General features: G+C 52.4%; 24 protein-coding genes. 19 read left to right on the plus strand and 5 right to left on the minus strand.

Going from position 1 to position 21,112, the window contains the following annotated elements; translation table 11 throughout:
- Position 1: 1 nt before the first annotated feature.
- Positions 2-2,461 (minus strand): penicillin-binding protein 1A, encoded by a 2,460-nt coding sequence (locus CWI71_RS01300; RefSeq protein ID WP_126753439.1) that lies wholly within the window; start codon positions 2,459-2,461, stop codon positions 2-4.
- A gap of 218 nt (positions 2,462-2,679) precedes the next feature.
- Here CWI71_RS01300 and pilM point away from each other — a divergent pair, with 218 nt between their 5' ends.
- From pilM to CWI71_RS01360, 12 genes are all read left to right on the plus strand, one after another.
- On the plus strand, positions 2,680-3,750 hold the full coding sequence (pilM, locus tag CWI71_RS01305; protein WP_126753440.1) for a type IV pilus biogenesis protein PilM: 1,071 nt from the start codon (positions 2,680-2,682) through the stop codon (positions 3,748-3,750).
- The gene (locus CWI71_RS01310) at positions 3,738-4,325 is read left to right on the plus strand and encodes a PilN domain-containing protein (RefSeq protein WP_126753442.1); all 588 of its coding nucleotides are present in this window, start codon (positions 3,738-3,740) and stop codon (positions 4,323-4,325) included. The genes pilM and CWI71_RS01310 overlap by 13 nt, the downstream gene beginning before the upstream one ends.
- Positions 4,322-4,915: a type IV pilus inner membrane component PilO gene (locus CWI71_RS01315; protein WP_126753443.1), complete on the plus strand. Its 594-nt coding sequence runs from the start codon at positions 4,322-4,324 to the stop codon at positions 4,913-4,915. Before CWI71_RS01310 ends, CWI71_RS01315 begins: the two co-directional genes overlap by 4 nt.
- The gene (locus CWI71_RS01320) at positions 4,912-5,457 is read left to right on the plus strand and encodes a pilus assembly protein PilP (protein WP_126753444.1); all 546 of its coding nucleotides are present in this window, start codon (positions 4,912-4,914) and stop codon (positions 5,455-5,457) included. The genes CWI71_RS01315 and CWI71_RS01320 overlap by 4 nt, the downstream gene beginning before the upstream one ends.
- A complete protein-coding gene (locus CWI71_RS01325; RefSeq protein WP_241967573.1) occupies positions 5,454-7,538 on the plus strand; it encodes a type IV pilus secretin PilQ in 2,085 nt (694 codons plus the stop codon). The genes CWI71_RS01320 and CWI71_RS01325 overlap by 4 nt, the downstream gene beginning before the upstream one ends.
- 123 nt (positions 7,539-7,661) lie before the next feature.
- Positions 7,662-8,180, plus strand: coding sequence for a shikimate kinase AroK (gene aroK / locus CWI71_RS01330; protein WP_126753445.1), 519 nt, complete (start codon positions 7,662-7,664; stop codon positions 8,178-8,180).
- Between the two features lie 14 nt (positions 8,181-8,194).
- On the plus strand, positions 8,195-9,310 hold the full coding sequence (aroB, locus tag CWI71_RS01335; protein ID WP_126753447.1) for a 3-dehydroquinate synthase: 1,116 nt from the start codon (positions 8,195-8,197) through the stop codon (positions 9,308-9,310).
- A gap of 15 nt (positions 9,311-9,325) precedes the next feature.
- Positions 9,326-10,201 carry a Dam family site-specific DNA-(adenine-N6)-methyltransferase gene (locus tag CWI71_RS01340; RefSeq protein WP_126753449.1) on the plus strand — a complete coding sequence of 292 codons (876 nt, stop codon included), beginning with the start codon at positions 9,326-9,328 and terminating at the stop codon, positions 10,199-10,201.
- The gene (locus tag CWI71_RS01345) at positions 10,198-10,653 is read left to right on the plus strand and encodes a GNAT family N-acetyltransferase (RefSeq protein WP_126753450.1); all 456 of its coding nucleotides are present in this window, start codon (positions 10,198-10,200) and stop codon (positions 10,651-10,653) included. The genes CWI71_RS01340 and CWI71_RS01345 overlap by 4 nt, the downstream gene beginning before the upstream one ends.
- Positions 10,653-11,312, plus strand: a complete 660-nt coding sequence (locus tag CWI71_RS01350) for a class I SAM-dependent methyltransferase (RefSeq protein WP_126753452.1) — start codon at positions 10,653-10,655, stop codon at positions 11,310-11,312. Before CWI71_RS01345 ends, CWI71_RS01350 begins: the two co-directional genes overlap by 1 nt.
- Positions 11,309-12,502, plus strand: coding sequence for a BaiN/RdsA family NAD(P)/FAD-dependent oxidoreductase (locus CWI71_RS01355; RefSeq protein ID WP_126753453.1), 1,194 nt, complete (start codon positions 11,309-11,311; stop codon positions 12,500-12,502). Before CWI71_RS01350 ends, CWI71_RS01355 begins: the two co-directional genes overlap by 4 nt.
- 123 nt (positions 12,503-12,625) lie before the next feature.
- Positions 12,626-13,453, plus strand: coding sequence for a MipA/OmpV family protein (locus CWI71_RS01360; RefSeq protein ID WP_126753455.1), 828 nt, complete (start codon positions 12,626-12,628; stop codon positions 13,451-13,453).
- A gap of 34 nt (positions 13,454-13,487) precedes the next feature.
- On the opposite strand, the gene CWI71_RS01365 is transcribed toward CWI71_RS01360, so the two are convergent.
- Complete coding sequence (locus CWI71_RS01365; protein WP_126753457.1) at positions 13,488-13,988, minus strand: hypothetical protein; 501 nt, start codon at positions 13,986-13,988, stop codon at positions 13,488-13,490.
- A 184-nt stretch (positions 13,989-14,172) separates the two neighbouring features.
- Here CWI71_RS01365 and CWI71_RS01370 point away from each other — a divergent pair, with 184 nt between their 5' ends.
- The gene (locus tag CWI71_RS01370) at positions 14,173-15,150 is read left to right on the plus strand and encodes an amidoligase family protein (RefSeq protein WP_126753459.1); all 978 of its coding nucleotides are present in this window, start codon (positions 14,173-14,175) and stop codon (positions 15,148-15,150) included.
- Positions 15,120-15,809 carry a gamma-glutamyl-gamma-aminobutyrate hydrolase family protein gene (locus CWI71_RS01375; RefSeq protein ID WP_126753460.1) on the plus strand — a complete coding sequence of 230 codons (690 nt, stop codon included), beginning with the start codon at positions 15,120-15,122 and terminating at the stop codon, positions 15,807-15,809. Before CWI71_RS01370 ends, CWI71_RS01375 begins: the two co-directional genes overlap by 31 nt.
- On the opposite strand, the gene yjjG is transcribed toward CWI71_RS01375, so the two are convergent.
- Positions 15,806-16,495 carry a pyrimidine 5'-nucleotidase gene (gene yjjG, locus CWI71_RS01380; protein WP_126753461.1) on the minus strand — a complete coding sequence of 230 codons (690 nt, stop codon included), beginning with the start codon at positions 16,493-16,495 and terminating at the stop codon, positions 15,806-15,808. The two genes, CWI71_RS01375 and yjjG, sit on opposite strands and share 4 nt — an antisense overlap.
- A 62-nt stretch (positions 16,496-16,557) precedes the next feature.
- Between yjjG and CWI71_RS01385 the strand changes: the two genes are divergently transcribed.
- From CWI71_RS01385 to CWI71_RS01395, 3 genes are all read left to right on the plus strand, one after another.
- Positions 16,558-16,734 (plus strand): DUF1328 family protein, encoded by a 177-nt coding sequence (locus CWI71_RS01385; protein ID WP_126753462.1) that lies wholly within the window; start codon positions 16,558-16,560, stop codon positions 16,732-16,734.
- Positions 16,735-16,913: 179 nt separating this feature from the next.
- A complete protein-coding gene (locus tag CWI71_RS01390) occupies positions 16,914-17,429 on the plus strand; it encodes a CC0125/CC1285 family lipoprotein (RefSeq protein WP_126753463.1) in 516 nt (171 codons plus the stop codon).
- A gap of 80 nt (positions 17,430-17,509) precedes the next feature.
- Positions 17,510-18,037, plus strand: coding sequence for a CC0125/CC1285 family lipoprotein (locus tag CWI71_RS01395; RefSeq protein WP_126753464.1), 528 nt, complete (start codon positions 17,510-17,512; stop codon positions 18,035-18,037).
- A gap of 62 nt (positions 18,038-18,099) precedes the next feature.
- Here the strand turns inward: CWI71_RS01395 and CWI71_RS01400 are convergent, their stop codons facing one another.
- Positions 18,100-18,507 (minus strand): DUF1761 domain-containing protein, encoded by a 408-nt coding sequence (locus CWI71_RS01400; protein ID WP_126753465.1) that lies wholly within the window; start codon positions 18,505-18,507, stop codon positions 18,100-18,102.
- 181 nt (positions 18,508-18,688) lie between these two features.
- On the opposite strand from CWI71_RS01400, the gene fnr reads away from it, so the two are divergent.
- Positions 18,689-19,384, plus strand: coding sequence for a fumarate/nitrate reduction transcriptional regulator Fnr (gene fnr, locus CWI71_RS01405; protein WP_126753466.1), 696 nt, complete (start codon positions 18,689-18,691; stop codon positions 19,382-19,384).
- A 16-nt stretch (positions 19,385-19,400) separates the two neighbouring features.
- Positions 19,401-19,778: a YbaN family protein gene (locus CWI71_RS01410; RefSeq protein WP_126753467.1), complete on the plus strand. Its 378-nt coding sequence runs from the start codon at positions 19,401-19,403 to the stop codon at positions 19,776-19,778.
- Between the two features lie 23 nt (positions 19,779-19,801).
- On the opposite strand, the gene CWI71_RS01415 is transcribed toward CWI71_RS01410, so the two are convergent.
- The gene (locus CWI71_RS01415; RefSeq protein WP_198678704.1) at positions 19,802-21,007 is read right to left on the minus strand and encodes an NnrS family protein; all 1,206 of its coding nucleotides are present in this window, start codon (positions 21,005-21,007) and stop codon (positions 19,802-19,804) included.
- Positions 21,008-21,112 lie beyond the last annotated feature (105 nt).

Raw genomic sequence — 21,112 nt, forward strand, 5'->3', positions numbered from 1 at the left:
GTTAGAAAATTGAGTCGTCATCGCCGAACACCGTCGGTGACGACTTATTATCTACATACTCGGTCGGCGCGGTGCCCGGAATGAAATACTCAAATCGCGTGGTGTAGTCATTTGCCCGGCTGAGCTTACCTGTCTCCAGATCAATCCGCGCGGACACCAGACCCGGTGGCACATCAAACGGCTCGGCGGCGACTTCGGTCACCGCTGTTTCCATAAAGTCGATCCACATTGGCAGCGCTGTTTTCGCGCCAGCCTCAGTACCGGAAATAGGCTGCTCGCTGCTGCTCAGATTCGGGTTCATGGTGGTGCTGCCCAATGCCCGCTCGAGATTATCAAAACCGACCCAACCCGTCGCCACCAAACCACTGACAAACCCAGAAAACCAGGTGTCTTTCACGTCATTGGTGGTACCGGTTTTACCTGCGATATTGCGTCCGGCTTCGCGGGTAATGGCATCCGAGCGCTGAATACGCCAGGCGGTTCCGTTCCAGCCCGTCTCATGAGCCCAGCTACCGCCACCCCAGACTGCCGAATTCATTGCCTGCGTTACCAAAAATGCGTTTTGCTCTGAGATCACCCGCGGCGCGTCACGCACGTCGCGGTCGGCTGGCTCGCATTCCCGGCAAGCAACTGTTGGTCGTGCCTGATACACGACTTCATCACTGGCATCGACAATACGTTCAATAAAGTAGGGTTCTACCAGGAAGCCACCGTTGGCAAATACCGCGTAGCCACGCGCGACTTCAAGCGGGGTCATCGACGCCGAACCCAGCGACAATGATTCGTTGCGGGGTAATTCACCGTAATCAAAACCAAAGCGGGTCAGGTAATCGACCACGGTGTCGACGCCCATGGCACGTAACAAACGTACCGAAACAACGTTTTTTGACTTCGCTAACGCTGCTCTGACCCGAATGGGGCCTTCATAAACGTCAGGCGAGTTACGTGGCCGCCAGGCAATACCAGTACCCGGATTCCACTGATTAATCGGCGCGTCATTGACCAGGGTCGCGAGAGTAAAACCATTTTCCAACGCCGCAGAGTAAATAAAGGGTTTAATATTCGAGCCCACTTGTCGCTCGGCCTGAGTAGCTCGGTTGAATTGGCTCACGGTAAAGCTGTAACCACCCACAGCGGCCGCGACGCCGCCATCGTTCGGCCGTAGCGCCACCAAGGCAGCGCTTGGCTCAGGAACCTGCGCCAGGCGCCAGCCCTCGTCACCGGCGCGCACGCGAATGACTGCACCTGCGGTGAAGATATCACTGACCTGCTCGGGTGCGGCGCCCTGCCGCTCCGGGTTCAGATAAGGCCGGGCCCAGGCCATGCCACTCCAAAGCAGCGCGCCTTGCTGACCATCGGCAAATAAAATAGTGGCGCTTTGCTCGGTGGTACTTAGCACCACCGCCGGACGGGTCAGGCCGATCGGCTCAAATTCTGCTAACTCGGCCAGCACTGTCTCGCGCGCTGGCATTGGTTCGTCCTGCTTCCAAAGCTGTGCTTCGACACCCCGGTAGCCATGACGCTCGTCATAACCATGCAAATTCTGCTGCACCGCGCGCTGCGCAGCGCGCTGCTGCTTGGCGCTGGCCGTGGTGTAGACTTTCAGGCCGCTGGTATAGGCCGTATCTTCGCCATAACGACTGACCATTTCGGCACGCACCATTTCCGCCAAATAAGGTGCTGACATGGTAACTTCGGCACCATGTAAGCGGGTCGCCACCGGGGCGGCCAACGCTGCCTGGTATTCAGCTTCGGTAATTTTTTCTTCGTCGAGCATACGCCCAAGCACCACGGCACGGCGGTCGCGTGCACGGTCAGGACGTGAGATCGGATTCATGGTGGAGGGCGCTTTTGGCAAACCGGCAATCATTGCCATTTCGGCCAGCGTCAGCTCATGCAGGTTTTTGCCATAGTACACTTGTGCAGCGGCGCCAATCCCGTGCGCACGGTGGCCAAAGGTAATTTTGTTCAGATAAAGCTCAAGAATTTCGTCTTTCTCAAGCTGGCTCTCAATATGCAATGCAATAAAGGCTTCTTTTACTTTACGTGTCCAGGTTTGCTCAAATGACAGGTAGATATTACGGGCCAGCTGTTGCGTGATCGTACTACCACCGCTTTGGATATCACCGGTAGTAATTAGCTGGAAAAACGCCCGCGCGACACCAATTGGGTCGATGCCGAAGTGCTCATAAAAACGGGTGTCCTCGGTCGCCAGAAAGGCGTCAATCAGCGGTTGTGGCACATTTTCAAGTGCCACCGGAATACGCCGAATCTCACCAAACTGGGCAATCATTTCACCGTCGGCAGAGTACACCTGCATAGGCGTTTGTAGACGCACGTCGCGTAATTCCGCCACACTCGGTAGTTCGTCCTGGTAGTACAAATACATACCACCAACAGTGACGCCCCCTAGTACAACGGCGATAATTAGGCTATACATGAGCCACTTAAAGAATTTCACAAAATTTATCCTTTTTCGGATCAAGTGCTATCTTGTAATTATGTATGGAATTAGTTGCTATCTACTGCTGCATATTATAGAAAGTTGAGTAAAGATTCCTATGCATAGGCAAAATACTGCTATGCTCTTTACCAGAATCTTACCTTTCTGTCGTGCGCAGCAAGTGGCAAGAAAACAACAAACTATAAGCCATCTACAATTCCCATCGGGAGAACATTATGGGGCTGTTTGGTCTAGGTAAAAAACCTGGTCTAGGCATCGATATCGGTACAGATGCGATTAAAGCGGTAGAGATTGTACCACAAGGTGACACCTATGAAATCACACGTGTCGCTGAGTCTCAACTACCCAAAAACATCATCACCGACGATGAAATTACAGATATCGACAAGGTTGCACGGGCGCTCAAGCAAACCAAAAAAAGCATGGGCACACGCGCTATTGATGTCGTTGCCGCTGTATCTGGTAGCCAGGCCATCTCAAAACAACTCGCCATGTCACTTGACCTGGACGACGAAGCCATCGCGGAAAAAATTGAAACCGAGGCCGAGGCCTTAATTCCTTACCCGCTGGCCGAAGTACGTTACGACTTCGAGAGTCTCGGTGAACATCCTACCATGCCTGGCCAGCAACGGGTCATTGTTACCGCCACGCGCACCATGAGCGTCGACACCCGTGTTCAGGCGCTGGAAGAAGCTGGCTTTAAGGTACGCATCATGGACGTCGACAACCAGGCCATTTTACGCGCCTGTGACCATGTCATGCCCCATTTATATCCCGACCTCTACGACAACAAACTGCCTTTATTAGTTCTGGACATTAACAGTGCTGCGGTACAAACCATTGTGATTGGTAATGGCGAAGTGATGTTCACCCGCTATCAGAGTGGCGGTCTACGCAGCCTCTTCAGCGCCCTCGATAACGACGGCGAGATCAGCCATCCTGAGCTGTTTGCAAAATTACGCGCCGAGGAAACAGACGACTTCTCGCCATTGGTGTTACAGGATTTCCTTGGCAATTTATGGTCACAAATCAGCCGTGGCATTCAGATTTACCGTAGTAATGCCACGAAAAAAGATTTTGCCGGCATTGTGCTGGTGAACAGCGGCGCCATGCTGCCCATGATCGTCGACATGCTTGGTGAGCAAGCGGAGTACCCGGTGATTAGCCTCAACCCGTTTGAGCACTTTCCACTGCCCGACAAGTATGAACACCTGCAACCCCACGGACCTCGATTTGTCGAGGCTTTGGGACTAGCGTTACGGAGCTTCACCGAATGGCACACGTAAACCTACTCCCATGGCGCGAGATTGCACGCCAGCGCGCCAAGCAACGGTTTGGCGTACAAGCTTTTATCGCACTGCTGGTTGCGGCATTGCTGGTATTTATTTCCTACAAAATCATTCAGGACTATCAACAGCAGCAACGTGCGCGGAATCAGTTCTTGTCCTCGCAAATTACGATTCTTGATGCCCAAATTGCTGAAATTCAGGAAATTAATAAGAAAAAAGACGATATCGTTAATCGCATGAACCTGATCCAGTCTCTTCATCAGGACCGCAATACCGCCATTCGGGTGATTAATGAGCTGTCTGAGAAAGTGCCCGATGGGGTGCATATTCTGCAAATTGAAAAACGCGGCAACCAACTGAGCTTGCGCGGTCGCTCAGTGTCGAATAACCGCGTTTCAGAATTTTTACGCGCCATGACCGAGTCGGACACCTTCAGTAACCCGGTACTTCGTGAAATTTCCTCGGATGCAGGCGAAACCGAAGGTCCGACCCGTTACAACGCGTTCTCGTTGAGCGTCTCGATTCGTACGCCTAACGTCGCCGCAGTGCAGGCAAATGGAGGCGCATCATGAGTAAATCGATGAACTTGCGTGAGCTTGATATCAATGAAATGCCATTTTGGCCCGCACCGTTTCGATTCGGTGCGCTGGTATTGTTGGTAGTCATCTGCCTGGGGTTAGCCCACTACTTTTTGCTTGCCGATGAATGGAGTGCGTATAAGCGTGAGCAAGCCAAAGAGCAACAGTTGAAAGATGATTACCGGGTGAAGTATCAAACTGCAGTCAACCTGCCGGTATATCGTGAGCAATTGGATCAATTAAATCGTGATCTTGAAGTACTACTCGATATGCTGCCCTCTGATGACGAAACCGCGCGACTACTCGACGATATTACCCTTGTAGGCACGCGCAGCGGGCTTGAATTTGATCGCATTGAGTGGTTGCAGGCACAGCCGCGGGAATTTTATACCGCCTTGCCAATTCGCATTGACCTCAGCGGCGGCTATCATCAAATCGGTGAGTTTATTGGCCAAATCGCGGGCCTGCACAGAATTATTAACGTCAAAGACTTTACCTTGCAGTCAGCTGATTTTGACGATTCACTGACCCTGAACATTACCGCTGAAACTTATCGGCAAAAAACCTTGAGGGCAGAGCAATGATAAAACGACTCTCTCTCGTGTGTGTTGCAGTGACGGTATTAACAGCATGTAGTCAGGGCGGGCAGCAAGATCTTGTTGCCTTTACCGAGCAGGTAAAATCGACATCGGTTCCGAGTGCGCCGCCATTGCCTGAAATGCCGGAACTGGAACGGGTGAGCTATACCGGCACCAACTTTCGCAATCCGTTTCAACCAGCGCCGTTGAATGCACCGGAACCGGGACAAAACACGCCCGGATGCCCGCAGCCCAATCTTGACCGTGAACGCGCCGAGCTTGAGTCGTTGGGCTTAGATCAATTCACTCTGGTCGGCACCATGCGTACTAATCAGAACGAAGGTCCGGTGGCTCTTGTCAGCACCAACCAAGGGCGCCTTTATCGCGTCGCGATGGGCGATTACATTGGCCTGAACCTCGGTCAGGTCACACAAATTACACCAGAATTTATAATGATAACTGAATGGGTTCCAGCCGGTGATGGCTGTTGGCAACAACGAGATACCGCACTGCGCCTACCGGGTACACAAGGGAGTTCAGAGCTATGACGTACGCAATCCGATTTCTAATGCTCACACTGTTGCTGCCGCTGGCAGCGAGTGCCAATGAGCTAGTGCGTATCGAACAGATTCCGCTGGCCAACGATCGCTTCAACCTGGAAGTACACTTCGATGAGGCGGTGAAGGCGCCGGTGGTGCGACGTAGTGAGGACCCGTTAGTCCATGAGTTTCTGCTGATGGGCACGGCCAATGAACTGCAGGACGGTGTGCAGCAGCTTGCCAGCCACCCGTTATTGCGTGACGTCTCTCTGGAGCAGCAACGCGAAGACACCTTGTTACGCGTCACTACCACAAAACCTTTAGAACACCTGATGAGCCGCTACGAAGGCGTCATGGTGCTGGTCTTTGTCGAAAGCGATGAGGCCACTCAGACACAAACCGCGGCAGTGACTACCACCGAGCCGACGGCTGAGGTAAATGAGCCAGAGCAGGCACCGGTGACCGAAGCTCCGGAGCAATATGAAGCCGAGCCACAACCTGCGGTGGTGACCACTTCAACCGTCGATACCAGCGAAGGCCCCAGCATTACCGATATCGACTTTACCCGTTTACCCGACGACATTGCGCTGTTGCGGATTAACCTGAGCGATGAATCGATTGAGCATGAAGCTCGCGTGCGTGGGAACCGTCTGGAACTAACGTTATATGACACAGATATTGCGAACGACCTGCTTTACGTGCTTGATGTCAGCCAGTTTGCAACGCCAATTGCACATATTGAAACCTTCCGCGAGGGTAATGACGCGGTAATTACTATTACCGGTAAAACCGACTTCCGTCATCAGCTTGAGCAAATTGATGACTGGCTCAACCTGAAATTTGAAGAGCCCACCGAAGTGGTTGCAACTGACGGTTCGCAGCGACCTATTTCACTGAACTTCCAGAATGTGCCAGTGCGTCAGTTACTGCAGATTCTGGCGAATGAAAACGACCTGAACCTGGTCGCCAGTGAGTCGGTTTCGGGCAACATTACTTTACGCCTGGAAAACGTACCATGGGAGCGCGCCCTGAATACTATTTTGCGGGTGAAAGGTCTGTCGAGCCGCATGGATGGCAACATTCTGATTGTTGCGCCTGCTGACGAGCTGGCCGAGCGTGAAGCGCAGGAACTGGAAGCTAAGCAGCGTTTATCACAACTAGCGCCGCTGGAGAGTACCTACATTCAGATCAACTACGCAAAAGCTGCTGATATTGCCGCAATTTTACGGACCGAGAGCTCGGATTTGCTTTCTGAGCGTGGTGCGGTGACGGTTGATGAGCGTACCAATACCTTGCTGGTGCGTGACACTCCACGGCAAATCGAAGAGGTTGAGGCCATGGTCCGCACTCTCGATGTGGCGGTTAAACAGGTCGTCATTGAAGCCCGTATGGTTACCGTTCGTGACAATATCAGCGACGAACTGGGTATTAACTGGGGCATCGGCAACGAAAATGCCGGCGGACCAGACCTGTGGGGTTCCAATACCAATACTTCAACTGATCTCAACGTGAATCTGCCGGTCACCAACCCGGCAGCAACCATCGGCTTCCAGATTGCTAAGCTTGCCGACGGCCGTATTCTGGACCTGGAACTGTCGGCACTTGAACGTGAAAACAAGGGCGAAGTTATTGCCAGCCCGCGGATTACCACCGCCAACCAGAAGAAAGCCTATATTGAGCAAGGTACCGAGATCCCATACGTGGAAAGCGCCTCGTCAGGTGCGACCTCAGTACAATTCAAAAAAGCCGTGCTGGGGCTGGAAGTGACGCCGCAGATCACACCGGATAACCGCGTTATCATGGATCTGGTCATTACCCAGAATACCCGCGGTGAGACGGTTTCTACACCGACCGGCCCTGCGGTTTCTATCGATACGCAAGAAATCGGTACCCAGGTGCTGGTGGAAAATGGCGAGACTATCGTGCTAGGTGGTATCTATCAGCAACAAATTCTGAACGATATTACCAAGGTGCCAGTACTGGGCGACATTCCCTACGTTGGTGTGTTGTTCCGTAACGATAGCCAGATTAATGAAAAGCGTGAATTACTTATCTTCGTGACGCCGCGAATTGTAATGACAACGCCGTAATCCTTGCTTAAATGGCTGTGACTTGCGATAATCCCGCCTCTTTTTGGTTGGGTTAAGGAAGGTCAGACAGACACTCCGGATTCCGTGAGTCACAGCTATTAAACGGTGATGTAAAGCAAAGATATGGCTGAAAAACGTAACATTTTCCTGGTAGGCCCCATGGGGGCTGGCAAAAGCACCATTGGCCGGCAATTAGCCCGGCAACTTCATCTGGAATTCTTCGATTCTGACTCTGAAATTGAGCGCCGCACCGGTGCTGATATCGCCTGGGTCTTTGAGCTGGAAGGTGAAGAAGGTTTTCGTGCGCGCGAAGAAAAGGTTATCGAAGAATTGACGGAAAATACCGGTATTGTATTGGCGACCGGCGGTGGCTCTATTCTGAGCAAAGAAAGCCGTAACCGCTTATCTGCCCGCGGTATTGTGGTGTATTTACAGACCCCTATTGAAAAGCAGTTAGCGCGCACACAGCGTGACAAACGCCGTCCGTTAATTGCTGAAGCGGATGACCCGCGTGCCGTATTGGAAGAGCTGGCTGAACAACGCAATCCGCTCTATGAAGAAATTGCCGATGTCGTCGTTCGCACCGACGAGCAAAGCGCGAAGTTTGTCGTCGACAAAATTATCGAACAAGTGGGGCTATAACCCCGGAGCTACTCATGCATTCCACGCAAGCCACCAGCCAAACCACTGTCTCGTGCATTCAAGTAGGGCTTGCGGAGCGTAGCTACCCCATTTATATCGGCCGGCAGTTGTATCAGCAGCTGCCCGACCTGCTACCTAACCTGCCGCGGCAAATCTGTATTGTCACCAATGCCACTGTCGCAGCGCACTATCTGGGCGCGATACGCGCACAACTGCCCGCCGAAGCGCAGCTGCTGGTGCATGAAATTGCCGATGGCGAACATGCGAAAAGCCTGAGCACCTATGGCGAGGTGATGGACACACTAATTCACGCTAACTTTAACCGCGATTGCGCTATTTTGGCCTTAGGCGGCGGTGTGGTCGGTGATCTTGCGGGTCTTGTCGCAGCTACCTATCAGCGCGGTGTCGACTTTTATCAGCTACCGACGACGCTGCTGGCACAGGTCGACTCGTCGGTAGGCGGCAAAACGGCCATTAATCACCCCGGTGGTAAAAATCTGATCGGCGCTTTTTATCAGCCCAAAGCGGTGGTGATCAGCACCGACTGCCTGAGCACACTTGAAGCCCGTGACTTTGCCTGCGGTCTGGCAGAAATTGTGAAGTACGGCATAATTTACGACGGCGACTTCTTTACCTGGCTCGAAGACAACCACAGTCAGTTAGCCGCCCGTGACGAACAGGCACTTGCCTACGCCATTCGCCGCTCGTGTGAAATTAAAGCCGAAATTGTGGCACAAGACGAACGTGAGCAAGGCTTACGTGCCTTACTGAACCTGGGTCACACCTTTGGTCACGCCATTGAAGCGGAATACTACGACAGTTGGCGTCACGGCGAAGCGGTTGCCGCGGGTACGGTCATTGCCGCACATTTTATGCAGCAAGCCGGTGAATTGCATAGCACCGACGTCGAGCGTATTGAGCGCCTGCTCAGTAGCTTTGAACTACCCACACTTGCGCCGCAACTCAGCGAAACCCTGTGGCAACAGCGCATGCAACGTGATAAAAAGGTACAGGCTGGGCGCTTGCGATTGGTACTGCCAACCCGCATTGGTGCCGCTGAACTGCGCACGGTGACCGACTGGCCAGCTGTTTGGGCTGCTATCTGTCGGGTAACCGAATCGTCTCAATAGGTTTGGACCCTTACGGTGAAGAAAAAGAATCGCGCCTTTCTGAAATGGGCGGGCGGCAAATACAACCTCATCGAACCTATCACGGCCCTGCTACCTGAAGGCAATAAGCTGGTGGAGCCTTTTGTCGGGGCCGGCTCGGTATTTCTGAATACCGACTACCCCAGCTACGTGCTGAACGACGTCAATCCTGATCTCATCAGTCTGTTTAAAATCATCAAACGGCGTCCGCAGACCTTTATTAACGACGCCCGTAAGCTGTTTGCTGACAGCACTAACTCAGATCAGGCTTATTATGCCTTGCGTAAGAGCTTTAATCGCAGCCAGGACGATTACGTGCGCGCGTTGCTGTTTCTTTACCTGAACCGACATGGCTACAACGGTCTATGCCGTTATAACCGCTCGGGACAATTCAATGTGCCCTTTGGTCAGTACCGTAAGCCCTATTTCCCGCAGGCGGAAATTGAGATCTTCGCCGAAAAAGCGCAGCGGGCAGTATTTACCTGTATGAGTTTTGAAAAAGTCTTCCGCCGCGCCCGCAAAGGTGATGTGGTGTACTGCGATCCGCCTTACGCTCCGCTTACCGCAACCGCGAACTTTACCAGTTATGCTACCGCCGGCTTTAGCCTTGATCAACAACATGAGCTGGCCCGCCGCGCGGCCCACGCCGCACATAAACGCGGCATTCCGGTCTTGATCAGCAATCATGACACTGATCTGACCCGCTTACTTTATGCCGACGCAGACTTAAAGACCTTGCAGGTCGCGCGTTTTATCAGCCCCAAAGCCGATGGCCGCACCAAGGTTGCGGAGCTACTGGCTTTATACACGCCGAGCGTTGCCGCAAGTAACGTGATTTCTCTGGCCCAAGTTAAACGAAAGGTTGCCCGATGAGTCAGAATGTTGATTGGCAAGTGAAAGCCTTCGCCGACCTAACCACAAAAGAACTCTATGACCTGCTGCAGTTGCGTCAGGAGGTTTTCGTGGTTGAACAAACCTGTCCGTACCTTGACGCGGACGGTCTTGACGATCAGGCGTTTCACCTGATCGGCCGCGACCAGCAACAACACATCGTTGCCTATGCCCGTTTGTTTTTACCTACAACCGCGCAGCCCTATAGTCGTATCGGCCGCGTCATCAGCGCCGGCAAGGTTCGTCGCCAGGGGCTTGGTCAAGAACTGATGCGCCGCGCGATTGAGTGGTGTCAGACACAAGCTGCTGATGCGCCCATTCGGCTTGGAGCACAGGTCTACCTGCGCGCTTTTTACCAGAGTTTTGGCTTTAAGGAAATCAGCGACGAATATCTTGAAGACGATATTCCGCACGTCGATATGGAGCGCGACTGATGAGCCCCGCGCCATCATTTTCCTTAGTCGTGACCGATGCCGGGCTGGGTTTAAGCTGGCATGAACACCCCGAAATGAAACCGCTGACCGTTGATTTTTTAAGTGGTAAGCAAGCCTACCGTGGCCAACAGGCCAATAAAAAAGACGAAGCCATTGCTCGCGCCTGTATGATCAGCCGCCCGGTCACCGTGCTGGACGCGACCGCAGGTCTTGCCCGTGACGCCTGGGTATTAGTGCAATTAGGCGCGAAGGTAACCTTGAACGAGCGCCAGCCACTGGTGCGTGCCCTGCTTGACGATGCCCTGCAACGCCTGCACGCCGCGCAACCTGAGTATCAGCAACGGCTACAGCTTGCTCCGGCGCGGGCGCTTGGCGACTTCGCCGCGGACAGTTTTGATGTGGTCTATCTTGACCCCATGTATCCTAAAGGCGACCGCAAGCAAAAAGCGACCGTGAAAAAAGACATGCAAATGTTTCAGCAGCTGGTTGGCAGTGACGCCGACGCCGATGCGCTGCTCGCACCCGCCTGTCGCGTGGCGCGCCGCCGCGTCGTGGTAAAACGCCCACTCCATGCCGACTTCTTGGCCGGCCGCCGACCTGATCATCAGGTGATCAGCAAAAAGCATCGCTTTGACATTTACCTCAGCAGGCAGTCATGAGTTCTGTTCAGCACTACGACGTAATTATTATTGGTGCCGGCGCAGCAGGTTTGCATTGCGCCTGGCAAGCCGCAGCCAAAGGCCTGAAAGTCATGCTGGTAGATCATGCCAAACAGGCGGGCAAGAAGATTCTGATTTCCGGCGGTGGACGCTGTAATTTCACCAATCTCTACGCCAGTCCCGAGAATTACCTGTCGAACAACCCACATTTTTGTAAGTCAGCGCTCAGTCGTTACACCCAGTGGGACTTTATCGCCTTGGTCGAAAAGCACGGTATTGCCTATCACGAAAAAACGCTCGGCCAACTATTCTGTGATGACAGCGCCAAAGCCATTGTCCATATGCTATTGGACGAGTGCGCGCAGTACGGTGCAAAAGTTCAGTTACGCACCGATATAGAATCGGTTACCTATGAGGCTGAGCAGTACCGCGTGCAAACCTCACAAGGCAGCCTACAAGCACCCCAGTTGGTCGTGGCCTGTGGCGGCCTGTCGATGCCCAAGCTCGGCGCAACGCCGCTGGGTTATCAATTGGCTGAGCAATTTGGTCATACTATTTTGCCGGTGCGCGCGGGCCTGGTGCCCTTTACGCTGCATGAACAACAGAAGCAAGCCTACAGTGAACTCTCAGGCTTATCGCTCGATGTGGTGGCGACTAACGAGCGCGCCAGCTTCAAAGAGGCCATGTTATTCACTCACCGTGGCCTGAGCGGCCCGGCAATGCTGCAAATCTCCTCCTATTGGCAGCCCGGTGAAACCTTTTATGTTGATCTGCTGCCCGGTCGTGACGCCCTGACCGAGTTACAGCGTTTGAAGCAACACCACCCCCGGCAGAGTCTGCGCACCGCGCTCCAGCAATGGTTCCCAAAGCGCTTTGCGCTGACCTTTGCAGATCAGCAAGGGTGGCCTGACCGTAATTTGGCTGACTGTAGCAACGCGCTGTTAGAAAATGTCGCCAGCCAATTGCAAAACTGGCCCGTCAAACCTAACGGCACCGAAGGCTATCGTACTGCCGAAGTCACCCTCGGCGGCGTGGATACCGACCAGTTAAGCTCGAAAACCATGGCCAGTAAGCTACAGCCGGGTCTGTTCTTCATTGGCGAAGTGGTGGACGTGACCGGCTGGCTGGGCGGCTATAACTTCCAATGGGCATGGGCCAGCGCCCACGCCTGCGCGGAAAGTCTCAGTTAAGCAAACCAGTCATGGCTCTTCTATACTAAAAATCTGAAGCGGTTGGGTGTGATCTGTTCACGCCCTGCGTACGTTTACTCCGAACAATGGTTCGCTATCGACACCGACGTCGGGAGAGTCTCAATGAAAAAGTTTATTGGTTTACTGCTTTCTGTGTTCCTACCTTCTTTTTTCATGCAATCAGCATTCGCCCAAGATCAAGAAACAGCTTTGGTACCGTTACCTTCGGTGCAGGACTTTACCAAGGGTCAAGATGGCTGGGGCGTTGGGCTGGGTCTGAGTCTTGAATACGAGACAGCCTACGAAGGCTCAGATGAATTCGGCTTCGAGGTCGGCCCTGCCGGAGCGGTACAATGGCGCCGGGGTGATGATGTTTTCTATTGGGCAGGGGAAGCGCTGGGTTGGCGTGGGCTGCGCTCGGATACCTGGCTATTCGATGCCGCCGTCGCCTTTGATGAGGGGCGTGAAGAAGCTGATTCCGACGAAGGTCATCTGGATGGCCTTGGTGATCAAGATGAGAGCGCTGAAGTCGTACTGCAAGCGCGTCGCGCCTTCGATGCCGACTGGCGCCATTGGCTGGTCGGTCGTGTTGTTACCGGAGGTGACGGAACCCTTGGTTTGTTTGGGGTCGGCCGCCGCTTTGGTGAGCAAATGGACGGTAGCGGTTCTGAAGTGAATCTGGTTGCGGTTTTCCACGACAGCGAGTACGCCAACAGAGGTTTTGGTATCACCCCAGCCCAATCCGCTGCATCTGGCTTAGCTGAGACACGACTCAGTGGTGGATTACGCTCTGTTGGTATTGACTACAACTATCGCCATTACATTAATGAGAATTGGCAGATTTTTGGCGAAGCGTTATTTGAATATTACAGCAGTGAGGTCCGTGATAGTCCCATTGCTCGCAGTAACTACGAGACCGAAGTCGGCATCGGGTTTATTTACGTCTTCTAAAGCGCCCGACGCCGCACTATCTCAAGAGCTACTGTTAAAACTCGTCGGTGCCCAGTAGCTCTTTTTCCATTTCATCGGCGGTCGTTGCGACCGCGATAATGGTGGTGTTTAATGCATCGGCGGCGGCATTCGCGGAAACCTGGGCGCGGAAAATGGCCAGTTGCTGATCGCCCATCTCCTGAATTGACCAGCCACCGAGTTTAACCTTGGCCGATTGGCGCAGCAGCTGCTCCATGGTTTCCGCATTGAAGCCAACCTCGCTGGCAGTTGCGACCGCCCAGACTTCACGCACTTCCATGTCTCCCAGCTGATTAGTATGGCTGTTCACAAATAAAACCTGTGAGCGATCGTCATCAAATTCCAGTAACAAGCGAAAATCGCCATCAGCGTCGATCTCCCAGGCAAACTCAGAGTTCTCTAACGCCGCTTCGACCCGGTCATCGGAACGCACTACATCCTCTCCTACTTGCGCATTAGCAGGGAAGACTAACATTGCTGAAACAGCAAGTACGGATGCATAAAGAATAGATTTCATCGCTTAAATCCTTGATTCATTTAAATTAGTTAAAGTTAAAACCTGGCAAAAATGTTTTCACAATGTAACCTTTCACCTGAGTTTTGTAAACTTTAGGTAGATTTATGGCGGTTTTAGCGCCAGCTGATGGTTTTTTCAGCATTCTGCCGTTTCTTCTTGCCCCAATTTGCTTTAACTTAAAGGTATGACACCTTTTATACAGCCTCCTGAAAGCAACAAAAGTAACGGTAGCGCTCGCCGTGTCGGCTTTGAGCTGGAGTTTTCCAGTCTTGATGTGGCCTCCAGTGCCGAAGCCGTGGCCCGCGCCGTGAACGGTTCTGCCTTTGCGAAAAGCTCGGCGCATTGGCAGGTCGACACCGACCTTGGTTCCTTTAAGGTCGAAATCGACTGGGAGTTTTTGCAACGGCTAGCGGAAGAACAGGGCGCCCATGCTAACGATGAAGCCTGGCTTGACTCACTTAGTCAGGCGGCGAGCCTTGTGGTACCAATTGAAGTGGTATGCCCGCCCATAGCGATTGACGCGCTTGCGCCTCTCAGTGACATCATAAAAGAGTTACGCGAAGCCGGGGCTAAGGGTACTGACGACTCATTCATCGCTGCATACGGCACCCATATCAACCCCGAGTTGCCTGACCTTGAATGCGCGACGATACATGCCTATATGCAGGCTTACGCGTTGCTGCAGTGGTGGTTGGTCGAACAGCACCATGTGAACCCGACGCGCAAGCTCAGCCCGTTTATCGATCTGTACCCCGAAGCTTATGTGCGCCACCTGCTGAGCGAAGAAGTGGATGACCTCAGTGACTTGATCGAAGATTATCTCGAGGCCAATCCAACCCGTAACAGGGCCTTTGACATGCTACCGCTATTCAGCCATCTCGATGACGAGCGGGTGCGCAGCAAAATAACAGACCGGCGGATCAAGTCACGACCGACCTTGCATTATCGCCTGCCAAACTGTCGTATTGACGATGCCGACTGGTCACTGGCAGATGAATGGCGAATTTATTGCACCATTGAGCGTCTGGTGCAGCGGCCCAAAGCGCTGGCTGAGCTTGCACAAGACTTTTTAGACGCCGACCGTCCGATGCTGGGCGTGGCACGTAAACCCTGGGTGGAGCACGTTTCTGCATGGCTCGAAGAAAACCTCGCATCGGAGTAACCGGTGCCGGTAAAAAATGGTCACCCAGCTGGTGGACTACCCGGCTGGCCTTATGGTTGTGCGGCGCTGAAATTGAGCGGATTAGTGTCAATCACCGTCCCTCAGGGCTGCCGTTGCATGGCATTGTTATCGGTGGTGGCAGCGATATTTCGCCAGAGCACTACGGTGGCACTCTGGAGGGTAAAGTCAAACATGACCCCGACCGTGACGAACTGGAAATTCGCTGGATCAAAAAAGCACTGCGTGATGACATTCCGATATTAGGAATATGCCGCGGAGCGCAGCTCATAAATGTCGTCCATGGCGGCAACTTGTACGATGACATACGCAAGCTACGCAAGCGCACTTACAACCGGCCGGGCCTATTACCGACCAAACAGGTATTTGTGAGAAAGGACGCCGACCTTGGCAAGGTGGTGAAAAAGCGCAAGTTACGGGTGAACAGCCTGCATCATCAGGCGGTCCACGATGTCGGCGAGAACCTTCGCATTGTGGCCCATGATCTGGATGAGATCCCGCAGGCCATTGAAAGCACCGGGCATCATCCGATTATCGGTGTGCAGTGGCACCCCGAATATCTGTTTTACATTCCCAGTGAACTGCGGTTATTCCGCTGGCTGGTCAAGCAAGGGCGGGAACTGCTGGAACGCAGTGACTAACTACGGATGAGTAACGCTTCGAGCTCGCTCAGACTAGCGACTTCATAATGCGGCCGGATTGCCAGTGGGTAATCGGCGCCATGCTGGTTTAGCCAACAAGAGTGCAGACCACTACGCTGAGCACCTAACACATCAGAATGCGGGTTATCGCCGGTCATTAGCACCCGCGAACGATTAGCCTGCTGCATCTGTAACAACGCATGCTCAAAAATCGCAGGGTCAGGTTTCGCCACCCCCACTTGCTCAGAAACCACCACCAAATCAACCAACTCACGCAACCCGGTTTGTGCCAGCCGCGCTTCCTGCAATTCGGCAAAGCCATTGGTAATAATACCAATACGGGCATGTTGCCGCCCCCGCTCAAGTAATGAACGGGCGCCACTGAGTGGTTCGCAGATCTCAGCCATTGCGGTCATAAATCCGGAGTTCAACTGTTGGGTGCTGACCTCAAGCTCCGCCGCCCAGGGCGCAAATCTTTTATGCTGCAGGGTCTGCGCATCAATACTACCCGCCTGATAAGCGTCCCAAAGCGACTTATTGACGCCCTGATAGTCATCATAATGCTGCTCGTTAAAGTCAACGCCATAACCTCTGAACATTTTCTTGAGTCCAGTAAAAGCGTCGAATGAAAAAAGCGTTTCGTCGGCGTCAAACAGCAGCCAGTCATAGTTACGTAATTTGGTCATAAGCTTGAATTTTTTGCCGTTTTAAACTTTATTTAGGAAGAACCCATGAACAGGAGCATAGCATGTTACGTTGGGCATTAATCTTTCTTGTTATTGCAATTATCGCAGCAATTCTGGGCTTTAGCGGAATTGCCGGTGCGGCTGCAGAAATCGCGAAGATTATTTTCTATATCTTCATTATTCTGTTGCTGCTGTCTGTGGTTTTAGGCCTGGTGGGTCGCGGCCGACCACCCAAGTAAACGAAGCTGTTTGCTGGCGCGCCTATTTCCCCAACCAAAGGCTCGCCAGCCCTACTGCAATAAATACCGCTGCCGATCAGCGGTTCCCTATGGCCGTCCTCGTTTTATCCTGTTAAATGAACTTCAAGCAAACTTTTACTGTATCAGTTACTATAACGTTATAACGCTGGAGGTATCTGATGTATCCATTTAAGTCACTGCTCGTTTTAGTCGCGCTCTGCGCAGTTCTAGCAGGGTGTTCAACCACCTCACTTTATCGCCCTGCAGTGGGGGACGGTTATGGTTACAGCGAACAGCAGCTTGCCGATGACCGCTACCAGATTATTTTTAAAGCGCGCCGCACTGACTCGCTGACCGCGCAGAACTTTGCCCTTGCGCGCGCTGCCGAGGTCACGCTGGCGAACGGTTATGATTGGTTTATCGTGACCGACAATCAGGTCACAGCCATTGAGAATACGCCGGAGCAAGGCGACGCTTATAGTCTTCGCGCGGCGGGTAACTGTGACTCACCGCTGTGCGGCAATATTGAAACGCGGCGTAAATACGCTGGCGATGGCTTGAATATCGGCAATGACGCACGCCGTGATTTGCGCATTCAGATGAATATCAGAGTGGGTAGCGGAGCGTTACCTGATCCCGATTATGCTTACGACGCACGCCAGGTAAAACAGGATCTGGTACCTAAAAGTAAGTAAACCGCAGGAAAAATCAAACATTCTTGTCTACAGTTATAAGCACTCTTGCAAAACCATGTACCAACATGAAAGGAGTGCTTATGCTAACGCGTATGAACTGTGTTTTAGCTTGTAGCTTGCTGCTTACGGCTTGTGCCACTCAGCCCGATTATCGGCCGGCAGAAGACGGTGGCTACGGTTACAACGAAACCAAAATCACCGAAACGAATTACCAGGTAGAATTTAAAGCGCGAGGTACCGATAAAGGCGCAGCAATGAACTATGCGCTGCTGCGCGCCGGCGAGGTAACACTTAATAACGGTTACGACTGGTTTGTCATTACCCACCGCTCCACCTCGGTCGACAAAGAAACCGTCTATGGCACCGGCTACGATTATATGGCCCCGGGTGACATGGTGACTTATTGCAGCGTGGTTCGTTGTTACACACGCTATTATCCGCGCAGTGCATTCCATGCGGGAATCCACGTTGGTGGCCGCACCGATAGTGACATTCAGGTCTCCCTTGATATCAAACTAGGTTCAGGGCCACAGCCTGACAGCAAATACAGCTATGATGCCAGCGAAGTGGTCGCTAACCTGAAACCAAAAACCGAAAGCGACGAGTAGCCTGAAAGGACTTGAAGCGTCGGGCGCCCGTAAATATCTACGGGCGCTTTTTTTGTACTCAATTATTGCCAGGCGCCGATAATCAGGCCGGCAAGAGTAAAGTAGACCGTAATATAACCAGCATGCACCAGCATGTACGCAAGTGAACGCTGTTCAAATAAGCTGATGACGATAAAAATCATCGCTGCCCAGCCAAAGCCGGCCAAAAAGCCTGCGGTCATGCCCCACTGCCAGTCGGTTCCCGGCGCGGCCAGGAAAAACGCCAGATTCAGACAGATCACCCACGACAGTACCAGTGTCAGCGTCAGTACCTTGGCCGGATTAAAACGCTTTAACTGGCCCTCGGTCATGCCGGCACTGCGCTCCCAGACCTTAGCGAACAGCAATGGCGAATACCATAAGCCGCCAAGTACGAGGTTCATTAAACTGGCGACGGCAACCGCCGCGTAATTAATTCCCATGGTTTCCATGTGTGTATTCCTGTTGTTTTGCTTGTTATAAGTTGAACATCCGCTCTAGCTATAGCCGATCTACTCCCAAATAGGAAGTCGTTAACTACTCCGTCGGGAGCCATTCACTTTTTCACCAGCTGGCGTATACTCTCACCCATGCAGTCAGCTTGACATACATCAACGATTCGTGGTGAAAACGATGACCTCTCACATTCATTGCCAAAATTGCAGCATGGCGACATTATGCTTGCCCTATCAGCTAAGCCCTGAGCAAACAGAAAAACTGGATACCATTATTCAGCGTCATCGTCCTTTGCAAAAGCGCGATGTACTGATCGAAAATGGTGAGCCTCTGAAGTTTCTCTATGCTGTGCGCTCGGGTTCGTTAAAGTCCTATAGTCTGGATAGCCATGGCAGTGAGCAGATTATCGATTTTCACTTACCGGGTGATTTGATCGGTTTTGACGGCCTGATTGATGGCCAGCACCGTAGTTTCACACAGGCCCTGGAAACCACCATGTTATGTGAGATACCAATGCAGTCGCTGGATCAGCTGTCGGCTGAATTACCTGGCTTGCGTAAGCAGTTATTGCGGGTGATGAGTGGCGAGCTACATGCCAGCAAGACATTGCTTGGCACTTTGAACCATCACACTGCGCAGCAGCGACTGGCGAACTTTATTATGACCTTGTCGAATCGCTTTCAGCAGCGCGGACTTTCCAGTCGCTCGTTTCGTTTGTCGATGACCCGTGCCGATATTGGTAATTATCTGGGCTTATCGGTAGAAACGATCAGTCGCATTCTTACTCAGCTGCAGCAAGAAGGCGTATTGGCGGTGCAGAATAAACTGGTGGAAATTACTGACCCAGAGCGCTTACGCGCCCTGGCCAGTTGAGCCTTACCCAAGCCACATGACAGTTATTTTACGCATTTTGATCTGGCGCACTTTAGCTATTTTAGCTTTACTGCTAGGTTTAATCGGCTTACTTTTGCCAATCATGCCCACGGTTCCTTTTCTGCTCGTGGCAGCATGGGCTGGGGGTAAAGGTTGGCCTGTCCTCGAAGCAAAGCTCTTGGCACATCCTAAATACGGCCCTCAGATTATGGCCTGGCGCGAATATGGCGTAGTCAAACGTCGTGCCAAAGTGATTGCCATTGCGATGATGACAGGTAGCGCCACCATGTTAAGCTTCAGCCCGGTGCATCTGGCCTTAAAGCTGGGTGTGATCAGCATTATGCTAACTGTTGCTATCTGGCTGATTCTACGCCCGGAAGAGATCCCCAAGTAGGATAATTCCTGAGTTAGGGCTTATCAGCCCGGCCGGCCGTCAGCGCGTGGCCTGGTAAGAATGGGTAGGTACACCACTACATAAATCAGATAGGCCAGTGACCATGCGAGGCCCGCGTACACATACCAGTTAAAGGTGTAAGCTTGCAGCCACCAAGGCGCAAAAACGCGCAACAGTGCAGCGATAATCACCAGTAAAAAGGCCAGTGACATCATACGCTTTGGTTGTAAAGGTCGACCGCTATGACCAAGAGATACCCGCGCCAGCATGGCCAGAATCATACAGCCCATAGCGCCTGCAGTCAGCGCATGCGTGGCAGTACTCAAGGTTAATCCTGGAAGAAAATAGTGCAAGGCGTACAAGACAAGGCCGATTGGCAGAAACCAGTAAGCTACATGTAGTGACCATAACAAGGGAAAACGCCAAGTAATCCAGCTCTTCCAGCGCGCACAGCGCACCGCCAGTAATAATGCCGCAACAGTATAAAGTACAGCCATGAACTCATCTGCAAACCAGGCATTTAATTGCGTTATCTGCAATGTAAAGATCAGCCACAATGACCCCAGGCTAAGGCGATCCAACCAAAGGATGGGCTGCACTTTTTTGGTCATAGTGCCGTTCGCAGTAAACATGGGAATAACCCGACCGCCCACAATGGCTATCAGCAAGGCAATGAGCAGCACCGCATTTTGACTACCAAGCCGCTGAATATCAAAGCGCCCGGTTTCATAGCCGAAATACATCAAACCATTGCATAGTGCCAATAACAGTAATACCGGCACAAAAAACAAATTGCGCTGCTGACGAACTGCAATTAGCGGTATGGAGAGCAAAACCGCAGCCAGCGGCAAGAAAAGTAAGTCGATAATGATGAGCACGTAAACAGGTAAAAAGCCGCCAAATAAAAGCGCAAGCCTGCCGAGCAGCCAGACCATAGTCAGTATTGCCAGGGTACGCCCGTGAGTGGCGCGCATGCCGGTCCAGTTCTGAACCGCGGTCAGCAAAAAGCCAACCACAATGGCAGCGACAAAGCCAAATAGCATTTCATGGCTATGCCAGAACATGACATTGGCGTACACCGGCAATTGAAGATAGCCACTTAATACCGCTAACCAAAGTAGCATTGCTAAGGCACTGAAGCTCGCGCCAAGTAAAAACATAGGGCGAAAGGCCTGGCGCAATAACGGCCACATTTTTTGCTCAACCTGAAGATCGGTAATTTGTATCATGGCGCACCTTTTTCTCCTATTGAAGCGTGGCACCGAGTCCAACGCAAGTAAATCGGCAACCACTTCCAGCCACTCGCGGCAAATTCCTTGATCTGAATCAAATAA

The sequence above is a fragment of the Pseudidiomarina insulisalsae genome, from assembly GCF_003987065.1.
In the GTDB taxonomy this organism is placed as follows: Bacteria; Pseudomonadota; Gammaproteobacteria; order Enterobacterales; family Alteromonadaceae; genus Pseudidiomarina; species Pseudidiomarina insulisalsae.